20 protein-coding genes are annotated in these 10,167 nt (G+C 45.5%); all 20 read right to left on the reverse strand.

From position 1 onward, the window contains the following. Window positions 1-4 precede the first annotated feature (4 nt). Window positions 5-538, reverse strand: a complete 534-nt coding sequence (gene rplF / locus GKR61_RS10900; protein ID WP_006657020.1) for a 50S ribosomal protein L6 — start codon at window positions 536-538, stop codon at window positions 5-7. 14 nt (window positions 539-552) lie between these two features. Further along, entirely contained in the window at window positions 553-945 is a 393-nt protein-coding gene (gene rpsH, locus GKR61_RS10905; protein ID WP_004907134.1) for a 30S ribosomal protein S8, read from the reverse strand. Window positions 946-979: 34 nt separating this feature from the next. Continuing rightward, on the reverse strand, window positions 980-1,285 hold the full coding sequence (gene rpsN / locus GKR61_RS10910; RefSeq protein WP_004265458.1) for a 30S ribosomal protein S14: 306 nt from the start codon (window positions 1,283-1,285) through the stop codon (window positions 980-982). Between the two features lie 12 nt (window positions 1,286-1,297). After that, window positions 1,298-1,837, reverse strand: coding sequence for a 50S ribosomal protein L5 (gene rplE, locus GKR61_RS10915; protein WP_006657019.1), 540 nt, complete (start codon window positions 1,835-1,837; stop codon window positions 1,298-1,300). Between the two features lie 15 nt (window positions 1,838-1,852). Further along, window positions 1,853-2,167 (reverse strand): 50S ribosomal protein L24, encoded by a 315-nt coding sequence (gene rplX, locus GKR61_RS10920; RefSeq protein WP_004265452.1) that lies wholly within the window; start codon window positions 2,165-2,167, stop codon window positions 1,853-1,855. Between the two features lie 10 nt (window positions 2,168-2,177). Next, window positions 2,178-2,549 carry a 50S ribosomal protein L14 gene (gene rplN, locus GKR61_RS10925; protein WP_004265449.1) on the reverse strand — a complete coding sequence of 124 codons (372 nt, stop codon included), beginning with the start codon at window positions 2,547-2,549 and terminating at the stop codon, window positions 2,178-2,180. 176 nt (window positions 2,550-2,725) lie between these two features. Continuing rightward, entirely contained in the window at window positions 2,726-2,980 is a 255-nt protein-coding gene (gene rpsQ, locus GKR61_RS10930; RefSeq protein WP_006657018.1) for a 30S ribosomal protein S17, read from the reverse strand. Further along, window positions 2,980-3,171, reverse strand: coding sequence for a 50S ribosomal protein L29 (rpmC, locus tag GKR61_RS10935; RefSeq protein ID WP_006657017.1), 192 nt, complete (start codon window positions 3,169-3,171; stop codon window positions 2,980-2,982). Before rpmC ends, rpsQ begins: the two co-directional genes overlap by 1 nt. Beyond that, a complete protein-coding gene (gene rplP / locus GKR61_RS10940; protein ID WP_004926449.1) occupies window positions 3,171-3,581 on the reverse strand; it encodes a 50S ribosomal protein L16 in 411 nt (136 codons plus the stop codon). The genes rpmC and rplP overlap by 1 nt, the downstream gene beginning before the upstream one ends. Before the next feature lie 11 nt (window positions 3,582-3,592). Further along, window positions 3,593-4,294 carry a 30S ribosomal protein S3 gene (gene rpsC, locus GKR61_RS10945; RefSeq protein WP_004907131.1) on the reverse strand — a complete coding sequence of 234 codons (702 nt, stop codon included), beginning with the start codon at window positions 4,292-4,294 and terminating at the stop codon, window positions 3,593-3,595. Window positions 4,295-4,311: 17 nt separating this feature from the next. After that, window positions 4,312-4,644 carry a 50S ribosomal protein L22 gene (gene rplV / locus GKR61_RS10950; RefSeq protein ID WP_004265430.1) on the reverse strand — a complete coding sequence of 111 codons (333 nt, stop codon included), beginning with the start codon at window positions 4,642-4,644 and terminating at the stop codon, window positions 4,312-4,314. A gap of 15 nt (window positions 4,645-4,659) precedes the next feature. Further along, entirely contained in the window at window positions 4,660-4,938 is a 279-nt protein-coding gene (gene rpsS / locus GKR61_RS10955) for a 30S ribosomal protein S19 (protein WP_004265426.1), read from the reverse strand. A gap of 14 nt (window positions 4,939-4,952) precedes the next feature. After that, the gene (rplB, locus tag GKR61_RS10960; protein ID WP_006657016.1) at window positions 4,953-5,777 is read right to left on the reverse strand and encodes a 50S ribosomal protein L2; all 825 of its coding nucleotides are present in this window, start codon (window positions 5,775-5,777) and stop codon (window positions 4,953-4,955) included. A gap of 19 nt (window positions 5,778-5,796) precedes the next feature. Next, window positions 5,797-6,099 carry a 50S ribosomal protein L23 gene (gene rplW, locus GKR61_RS10965; protein ID WP_006657015.1) on the reverse strand — a complete coding sequence of 101 codons (303 nt, stop codon included), beginning with the start codon at window positions 6,097-6,099 and terminating at the stop codon, window positions 5,797-5,799. Next, window positions 6,096-6,701 carry a 50S ribosomal protein L4 gene (gene rplD, locus GKR61_RS10970; RefSeq protein WP_036955909.1) on the reverse strand — a complete coding sequence of 202 codons (606 nt, stop codon included), beginning with the start codon at window positions 6,699-6,701 and terminating at the stop codon, window positions 6,096-6,098. Before rplD ends, rplW begins: the two co-directional genes overlap by 4 nt. Before the next feature lie 16 nt (window positions 6,702-6,717). Then, window positions 6,718-7,347 (reverse strand): 50S ribosomal protein L3, encoded by a 630-nt coding sequence (rplC, locus tag GKR61_RS10975; RefSeq protein ID WP_036955911.1) that lies wholly within the window; start codon window positions 7,345-7,347, stop codon window positions 6,718-6,720. 32 nt (window positions 7,348-7,379) lie between these two features. After that, on the reverse strand, window positions 7,380-7,691 hold the full coding sequence (rpsJ, locus tag GKR61_RS10980) for a 30S ribosomal protein S10 (RefSeq protein WP_001181005.1): 312 nt from the start codon (window positions 7,689-7,691) through the stop codon (window positions 7,380-7,382). A gap of 322 nt (window positions 7,692-8,013) precedes the next feature. Continuing rightward, window positions 8,014-8,487, reverse strand: coding sequence for a bacterioferritin (gene bfr, locus GKR61_RS10985; RefSeq protein ID WP_036955915.1), 474 nt, complete (start codon window positions 8,485-8,487; stop codon window positions 8,014-8,016). 119 nt (window positions 8,488-8,606) lie between these two features. Beyond that, window positions 8,607-8,807, reverse strand: a complete 201-nt coding sequence (gene bfd, locus GKR61_RS10990) for a bacterioferritin-associated ferredoxin (RefSeq protein WP_036955919.1) — start codon at window positions 8,805-8,807, stop codon at window positions 8,607-8,609. A gap of 176 nt (window positions 8,808-8,983) precedes the next feature. Beyond that, on the reverse strand, window positions 8,984-10,167 hold a 1,184-nt coding region (gene tuf / locus GKR61_RS10995; RefSeq protein ID WP_036950356.1), incomplete at its 5' end, for an elongation factor Tu.

Raw genomic sequence — 10,167 nt, forward strand, 5'->3', positions numbered from 1 at the left:
TACCTTACTTCTTCTTAGCCTCTTTAGTACGCACGATTTCATCGGCGTAACGAACACCTTTGCCTTTATAAGGCTCAGGACGACGGTAAGCACGCAGTTCTGCTGCAACTTGACCAATCACTTGCTTATCCGCACCTTTCAGTACGATTTCAGTTTGTGTTGGACATTCAGCAGTAATGCCTGCTGGCAGTGCGTGTTCAACCGGATGCGAGAAACCTAAAGACAAGCTTACTGCGTTGCCTTTGATTGCTGCACGGTAACCAACACCGACCAGTTGAAGTTTTTTGGTGAAGCCTTCGGTAACACCGATAACCATTGCATTCAGCAGTGAGCGAGAAGTACCCGCTTGTGCCCATGCATCAGCAAAACCTTCGCGCGGAGCGAAAGTTAAGTGGCCATCTTCATGTTTAACTTCAACTGCATTATGGATAGTACGAGTAAGCTCGCCGTTTTTACCCTTGATCGAAATAACCTGACCGTTGAGTTTTACCTCTACGCCGGCAGGAATGACGACGGGTGCTTTTGCCACACGAGACATTCTTTCCTCCCGAATTAAGCTACGTAGCAGAGAATCTCGCCACCAAGACCAGCTTGGCGAGCTGCACGATCAGTCATGACACCTTTAGAGGTAGAAACAACAGCGATACCTAAGCCAGCCATAACTTGTGGCAGCTCATCTTTTTTCTTATAGATGCGCAGACTTGGGCGGCTTACACGCTGGATGCTTTCTACGACAGCCTTACCTTGGAAATAACGTAAAGTCAGTTCCAATTCTGGCTTGATGTCGCCTTCAATTTTAAAATCTTCAATATAACCTTCTTCCTTCAGCACTTTGGCAATCGCCACTTTCAGCTTGGAGGAAGGCATGGTGACCGCAACTTTATTCGCGGCCTGACCGTTACGGATACGGGTCAGCATATCCGCGATGGGATCTTGCATGCTCATCTGTCTTTACTCCCGTGATTCAATATGGTGACAATTACCAACTAGCCTTTTTAAGGCCCGGGATTTCACCGCGCATAGCGGCTTCACGGACTTTAATACGGCTCAGACCAAATTTCCGCAGGAAACCATGCGGACGCCCAGTTTGACGGCAGCGGTTACGCTGACGAGAAGGACTTGAATCACGTGGCAGTGTTTGCAGCTTGAGAACAGCGTCCCAGCGATCTTCATCAGATGCTTTAACATCAGAGATGATAGCTTTCAGTTCTACGCGTTTTGCGAAGAATTTCTCAGCTAATTTAGCACGCTTAACATCACGCGCTTTCATAGATTTCTTAGCCATGAGTAACCTGCCTTACTTGCGGAACGGGAAGTTGAACGCTGCTAACAGTGCGCGACCTTCATCATCAGATTTCGCAGTAGTGGTGATAGTAATATCTAAACCACGTACACGATCCACTTTATCGTAATCGATTTCAGGGAAGATGATTTGTTCACGTACACCCATGCTGTAGTTACCGCGACCATCGAAAGACTTAGCGGACAAGCCACGGAAGTCACGAATACGTGGTACAGCAATAGAAATCAGACGCTCAAGGAACTCCCACATGCGTTCGCCACGCAGAGTTACTTTACAGCCGATTGGATAGCCCTGACGGATTTTGAAGCCTGCAACAGATTTGCGTGCTTTGGTGATCAATGGTTTTTGACCAGAGATTGCTGTTAAGTCAGCTGCTGCGTTATCCAGCAGTTTTTTATCAGCGATCGCTTCACCAACACCCATATTCAGGGTGATCTTCTCGACCCGAGGGACTTGCATGACAGAAGTGTAGTTAAACTCAGTCATGAGTTTATTAACTACTTCGTCTTTATAGTAATCATGCAGTTTCGCCATCGTATACTCCAAAAATTACTTGATAGTTTCACTGTTAGATTTGAAGAAACGGACTTTTTTGCCGTCTTCGAATCTAAAGCCTACACGGTCAGCCTTGCCAGTTGCCGCGTTAAAGATTGCAACGTTAGAAACTTGAATAGCCGCTTCTTTTTCAACGATGCCACCTGGTTGGTTCAGAGCCGGAACTGGCTTCTGATGTTTTTTAACCAGATTGATACCTTCAACGATAACTTTACTAGAAGAAATAACCTGCTTTACTTTACCGCGCTTACCTTTGTCTTTCCCAGTTAGCACGATAACTTCGTCATCACGACGGATTTTCGCTGCCATAGTTCGCTCCTTAGAGTACTTCAGGTGCCAGAGAGATAATTTTCATAAACTTCTCATTACGAAGTTCACGAGTTACCGGCCCAAAAATACGCGTACCGATTACTTGCTCACTGTTATTGTTTAATAACACACAAGCATTACCATCGAAGCGAATGACAGAACCGTCAGGGCGACGTACACCCTTCTTGGTGCGCACCACTACCGCTTTCAGGACATCACCCTTTTTAACTTTACCGCGTGGAATTGCTTCCTTAACAGTAATTTTAATGATGTCGCCTACATGTGCATAGCGACGGTGCGAGCCACCTAGAACCTTGATACACATTACGCGACGTGCACCGGAGTTGTCGGCCACGTTCAGCATAGTCTGTTCTTGGATCATTTTAGTGCTCCGCTAAATGTCAACTACTACTGAGCCACCTCATTATGAAGAGGCCGTTCAAATATACCCATACTACGAGGGCGCGGCATTATAACACCACATCTTCGTGTTGGACAGGAAAAAATAAACGGCTCGATCAAAAAGAGCCGTTTATTCATCACGAAAAATCTATTCTATTACAGAACAGCTTTTTCTACAACGCGAACTAAGGCCCAAGACTTAGTCTTAGACAGTGGACGAGTTTCGCGGATTTCTACCACGTCACCAATTCCACATTCATTGTTCTCGTCATGTACGTGCAATTTAGTCGTACGACGGATGAATTTACCATACAGAGGGTGTTTCACCATACGCTCGATAGCAACAACAATAGATTTCTCCATTTTGTCACTAACTACACGACCTTGCAGAGTACGGATTTTATCGTTCATTACGCACCTGCCTTCTCAGTCAGTAAAGTCTTCACGCGTGCGATATCACGACGCACTTGTTTCATTAGATGAGACTGTTGCAGCTGACCACTCGCAGCCTGCATACGTAAGTTAAATTGCTCACGTAACAGGTTTAAAAGTTCAGCGTTCAGCTCTTCTACGCTTTTTTCGCGCAGCTCTTGTGCTTTCATTACATCACCGTCTTAGTTACAAAGGTGGTTTTGATAGGCAGTTTCGCTGCTGCCAGAGAGAATGCTTCACGAGCCAGCTCTTCAGGCACACCGTCCATTTCATACAGGACTTTACCAGGCTGAATTAAGGCAACCCAATATTCTACGTTACCTTTACCTTTACCCATACGAACTTCGAGTGGCTTTTCAGTGATTGGCTTGTCTGGGAATACACGAATCCAGATTTTACCTTGACGCTTAACAGCACGGGTCATAGCACGACGTGCCGCTTCGATCTGACGTGCAGTCAGACGACCACGGCCAACAGCTTTAAGACCGAAAGTGCCGAAGCTAACATCCGTACCTTGCGCCAGACCACGGTTGCGGCCTTTGTGCACCTTACGGAATTTTGTACGCTTTGGTTGTAACATAGCGACGCTCCTTACTTGCGGCCTTTACGCTGCTGCTTTTTAGGTTGAGCAGCTGGTTTCTCAGCTTGTTCAACTGCAGCCATACCACCCAGAATCTCACCTTTGAAGATCCATACCTTAACGCCGAGAACACCATAAGTGGTGTGCGCTTCTGAAGTGTTGTAATCGATGTCAGCACGTAATGTGTGCAGTGGCACACGGCCTTCACGATACCACTCGGTACGAGCGATTTCAGCACCGCCTAAACGGCCACTGACTTCAACTTTGATACCTTTAGCGCCCAGACGCATTGCGTTCTGTACTGCACGCTTCATAGCACGACGGAACATAACACGACGTTCCAGCTGTGAAGAGATGCTGTCAGCAACTAATTTAGCGTCCAGTTCTGGTTTACGAACTTCGGCGATATTGATTTGCGCAGGAACACCAGCGATATCCGCTACTGTTTTACGCAGTTTTTCAACGTCTTCACCTTTCTTACCGATAACGATACCTGGGCGAGCAGTGTGAATAGTCACACGGATGCTTTTAGCAGGACGCTCGATTACGATGCGTGAAATTGACGCTTTTGCCAATTCTTTATTCAAGTACTGGCGTACTTTAAAGTCGCTGTCTAGGTTGTCAGCGAATTCATTAGTATTCGCATACCAAGTAGAGTTCCAAGGTTTGACAATACCCAGGCGAATACCATTAGGATGTACTTTCTGACCCATTGCTAGTCTCCAGAGTCTCAGCGATCGGACACAACCACAGTAATGTGGCTGGTGCGCTTAAGAATACGATCTGCACGGCCTTTCGCACGCGGCATGATGCGTTTCATAGTTGGACCTTCGTCTACGAAAATTTTCGCAACTTTCAGGTCATCAATGTCAGCGCCATCGTTTTGCTCTGCGTTAGCAATAGCAGATTCCAGTACTTTCTTCACTAAACCAGCAGCTTTCTTGTTGGTGTAGGTCAGAATTTCCAGAGCTTGCGACACTTTCTTACCGCGAATCAGGTCGGCTACTAAGCGAACCTTCTGGGCAGAAGAACGAGCGTGGCGATGCATAGCTAAAGTTTCCATCTCTTCCTCCTATCCTTAACGTTTCTTAGCTTTCTTATCTGCCGCGTGGCCGCGATAAGTGCGAGTCGGTGCGAATTCACCCAGTTTGTGACCAACCATTTCGTCGGTTACGAATACTGGAACATGCTGACGACCATTATGGACAGCGATGGTCAATCCGATCATATTAGGAAAGATCGTTGAACGACGGGACCAAGTCTTGAGAGGCTTCTTGTCTCCGCTTTCCACCGCTTTCTCTACCTTCTTCAGCAAGTGCAGGTCAATAAAAGGACCTTTCTTGAGAGAACGTGGCATGGCTTATCCTCTAATTATTTTTTAGAACGATGACGTACGATGAATTGATCAGTACGCTTGTTACTACGAGTTTTCTTACCTTTGGTCTGAACGCCCCATGGTGTTACTGGGTGTTTACCAAAGTTACGGCCTTCACCACCACCATGTGGATGGTCAACTGGGTTCATCGCAGTACCGCGAACGGTAGGACGAATACCACGCCAGCGGCTAGCACCAGCTTTACCGAGAACTCGTAACATATGCTCAGCGTTACCAACTTCACCTAAGGTTGCACGGCAATCAGCTAAAACTTTACGCATTTCACCAGAACGCAGACGCAGGGTGACATAAGCACCATCACGAGCAACGATTTGAGCGTAAGTACCTGCTGAACGCGCTAACTGACCACCTTTACCTGGTTTCAGTTCGATGTTATGAACTGTAGAACCAACAGGGATGTTGCGCATTGGCAGTGCGTTACCAGCTTTGATAGCTGAATCAACGCCAGATTGAATCTGGTCACCAGCTTTCAGGCCTTTTGGTGCAAGAATATAACGACGTTCACCGTCTTTATATAGTACCAGTGCAATGTTCGCAGAACGGTTTGGATCATATTCCAAACGTTCAACAACTGCAGGGATACCGTCTTTGTTGCGTTTGAAGTCAACTAAACGATAATGCTGCTTATGGCCACCACCAATATGACGGGTAGTGATACGGCCATTGTTGTTACGACCACCGGATTTGCTGTTTTTTTCTAACAGCGGAGCATAAGGCTTACCCTTATGCAGCTCAGGGTTAACCACTTTAACAACGTGGCGACGGCCCGGAGACGTAGGTTTACATTTAACAACTGCCATTGTTCTTTACTCCTCCGACTTACTCTGCGCCGCTAACGAAGTCCAGATTCTGGCCTTCTTTCAGCGTAACGTAAGCTTTTTTCCAGTCACTACGACGACCAGAACGCTGACCGTGGCGTTTAGTTTTGCCTTTAACCAGCAAAGTGTTAACACCTTCAACTTCAACTTCAAACAGTTTCTGTACAGCAGCTTTGATTTCTGCTTTAGTTGCGTCTTTTGCAACTTTGAGAACGATGGTATTGCTTTTTTCCATCGCTGTAGAAGCTTTTTCAGATACGTGCGGCGCGCGCAGTACTTGTAGCAGACGTTCTTCACGGATCATGCCAGCATCTCCTCAACTTGCTTCACAGCATCAGCAGTCATAACCACTTTGTCGAAAGCAATCAGGCTAACTGGGTCGATACCTGCTGCATCACGAACGTCAACCTTGTACAGGTTACGTGCTGCTAAGAACAGATTTTCATCTAATTCAGCAGTGATGATCAGAACATCTTGCAGAGCCATATCTTTCAGTTTCTGTGCCAGCAGCTTAGTTTTAGGCGCTTCTACAGAGAACTGCTCGACAACGATCAGACGATCTTGACGTACCAATTCAGACAGGATGCTTTTCAGAGCACCGCGGTACATCTTCTTATTAACTTTTTGACTGTGGTCCTGTGGTTTAGCTGCGAAGCTAACACCACCAGAGCGCCAGATTGGGCTCTTGATTGAACCAGAACGTGCACGGCCTGTGCCTTTTTGACGCCATGGTTTTTTACCAGAACCAGAAACTTCAGCACGAGTTTTCTGAGCACGAGTACCTTGACGAGCACCAGCTGCATACGCAACAACTACTTGGTGAACAAGCGCTTCATTGAAATCACGCCCGAAGGTAGTTTCGGAAACAGTCAGCGCGCTTTGCGCGTCTTTCATTACCAATTCCATTCCTATCTCCTCGACGTTAAGCCTTGACAGCCGGTTTTACGATCAGGTTGCTGCCAGTTGCTCCTGGAACAGCACCTTTGACCAGCAGCAGGTTGCGCTCAGCGTCAACACGTACTACATCTAAGCTTTGAACAGTTACACGTTCATTACCCAGTTGGCCTGCCATTTTCTTGCCTTTAAACACTTTGCCCGGAGTCTGGTTCTGACCGATAGAACCCGGAACACGGTGAGACAAGGAGTTACCGTGAGTAGCATCTTGAGTACGGAAATTCCAGCGCTTAACTGTGCCGGCAAAACCTTTACCTTTAGATGTACCAGTAACGTCGACTTTTTTAACGTCAGCGAAAATTTCAACGCTAATGCTTTGACCTACGTTAAATTCAGTACCCTCTTCAGTACGGAATTCACGCAGAATGCGGCCAGCTTCAACGCCAGCTTTAGCGAAATGACCTGCTTCAGGCTTAGTTACACGGTTAGCTTTTTTGCTACCAGTAGTAACCTGAATTGCATTGTAACCGTCAGTTTCTGCAGTTTTAACCTGAGTAACGCGGTTATTTTCAATTTCGATAACAGTTACAGGGATAGATACGCCATCTTCAGTGAAGATACGAGTCATTCCCACTTTCTTACCGACTAAACCAATCATTGTTTCAACCTCTCAATCGTTCGACGACCTGATTAACCCAGGCTGATCTGCACGTCAACGCCGGCAGCCAGATCCAGACGCATCAGAGCATCAACGGTCTTCTCGGTTGGCTCAACGATGTCAACCAGACGTTTGTGAGTGCGAATTTCGTACTGATCACGCGCGTCTTTGTTAACGTGCGGAGAGATCAGAACGGTAAAACGCTCTTTACGTGTCGGCAGCGGGATAGGACCACGTACTTGCGCACCAGTGCGCTTAGCAGTCTCTACGATTTCCGCAGTTGATTGATCGATTAAACGATGATCAAAAGCTTTCAGGCGGATACGGATTCTTTGGTTCTGCATGAGACCAGAGCTCCAACTATTTTATAAACGTAAATGATTACTCCTCGCACCCATTTCGATTGATAGGGGAGTGTAATCGTTCTTGATGTAACCCCCATATCGGGAGTATTGTCTAAATGAGCAACAAATCGTTGACTCAATACTGAGATTTCAGTCCTAAAATTTAGGGCTTACTCATCAGTAAGCCCGCGCATTATACGTAATTTATCGCGAAACGCAAGCAATCGGGGAAAATATGTGCGAATTTTCTGATGTGCAAATTTAGCAGATATAAAAAAGGCCCATTACTGGGCCTAATTATGTTTTCGCCAATCATACAAAACTATTCTTCGATAACTTGTGCTTGAAGATAGTTTTGAATACCTAAACGTTTGATCAATTCCAGCTGAGTTTCAATCCAATCTATATGATTTTCTTCATCTGCAAGAATTTCTATCATTAAATCTCGGCTAACATAATCATGGATTGAATCCGCATAGCTAATAGCTTCTTTTAAATTTTTGGCGCCATCGAGTTCTAATTTCAAATCTGAAGCAAGCATCTCTTCGACATCTTCACCAATGTTCAGCTTACCTAGATCTTGTAGATTCGGAATACCTTCGAGAAATAAAATGCGCTCAATGTACTTATCCGCGTGTTTCATTTCATCAATCGACTCGTGATATTCCATTTCATTGAGTTTAGTTAGCCCCCAATTTTTAAACATCCGGGCATGTAGAAAATATTGATTAATTGCAACAAGTTCATTGCCCAGCAATTTATTTAAGTGGGCTATCATTTTTTTATCGCCTTTCATATTACCTCCATCGCTTCCAGTCCTATAAGTGTAGTACTGAAATTGATGATAAGAATAATATTTACACAGTTATCTGCGTGACGAATTTTAACTGAACAATAAAGGGGTATGTGAAAGGGTTATGCGACGTGTTCAATACACTGTTCTTCTAGATGCTGAAGTTCTTCCTGCAGAATCTCGCGCGTTTGTCGGATACATTTTCCGCATTCGCGCCCTACTGGCAAAATCTGACGTAGCCCTTTCAAAGAGGTGACATGATATTTACGCGCCACGTTCCTGATTTGTTTATCAGTGATTGCTTCACAAAGGCATACATACATGATCATTTACCTGCACAAATTACATACAGCAAGTTTAAATGAAAATGATTGGCATTTCAATTATCATTAATTGCAATATTTGAAAATAAAACAAATTAATGAGCTATATAAAAACAAAAAGGACGTCCTAAGACGTCCCTTTTTCTGTGGTTCTTTCTTATTCAGAAAGAGCGGTATTATGCAATGATTTTTGCAACAACACCCGCACCTACAGTACGACCACCTTCACGGATTGCGAAACGTAAACCATCATCCATCGCGATTGGGTGAATCAGAGTCACGATCATGTTGATGTTATCGCCTGGCATTACCATCTCTACGCCTTCTGGCAGTTCGATAGTACCGGTTACGTCAGTTGTACGGAAGTAGAACTGTGGACGGTAGCCTTTGAAGAATGGAGTATGACGACCACCTTCATCTTTGCTCAGAATATAAACTTCTGATTCGAATTGAGTGTGTGGCTTGATTGAACCTGGTTTAGCCAGTACTTGACCACGTTGAATTTCTTCACGCTTAGTACCACGCAGCAGAACACCAACGTTCTCACCCGCACGACCTTCGTCCAGCAGTTTACGGAACATTTCAACGCCAGTACAAGTCGTCTTAGCCGTTGCTTGGATACCAACGATTTCAACTTCTTCACCAACTTTGATGATACCACGCTCAACACGGCCTGTTACTACTGTACCACGACCAGAGATTGAGAATACGTCTTCGATTGGCAGCAGGAATGGCTTATCAATTGCACGCTCTGGTTCTGGGATGTAAGAATCCAGGTAGCCTGCTAATTCAACAATTTTCGCTTCCCACTCTGGGTTGCCTTCCAGCGCTTTCAGTGCTGAACCGCGAACAACTGGAGTGTCGTCGCCTGGGAAATCGTATTGAGACAGAAGTTCACGAACTTCCATTTCAACTAATTCTAACAGTTCTTCGTCGTCTACCATGTCACATTTGTTCAGGAAAACGATGATGTAAGGAACACCTACTTGGCGACCTAACAGGATGTGCTCACGAGTTTGTGGCATTGGGCCATCAGTCGCAGCAACAACCAGAATTGCACCGTCCATCTGCGCAGCACCAGTGATCATGTTTTTAACATAGTCGGCGTGACCTGGGCAGTCTACGTGTGCGTAGTGGCGAGTTGGAGTATCGTATTCTACGTGAGAAGTAGAAATGGTGATACCACGCGCTTTTTCTTCTGGTGCGTTATCGATTTGGTCGAATGCACGAGCGTTACCGCCGTAAGTTTTCGCCAGAACAGTAGTGATTGCTGCTGTCAGGGTAGTTTTACCATGGTCAACGTGGCCGATTGTACCAACGTTAACGTGCGGTTTTGAACGTTCAAATTTTTCTTTAGACA

This window comes from Providencia sp. wls1916, assembly GCF_009706585.1.
GTDB lineage: Bacteria > Pseudomonadota > Gammaproteobacteria > Enterobacterales > Enterobacteriaceae > Providencia > Providencia lanzhouensis.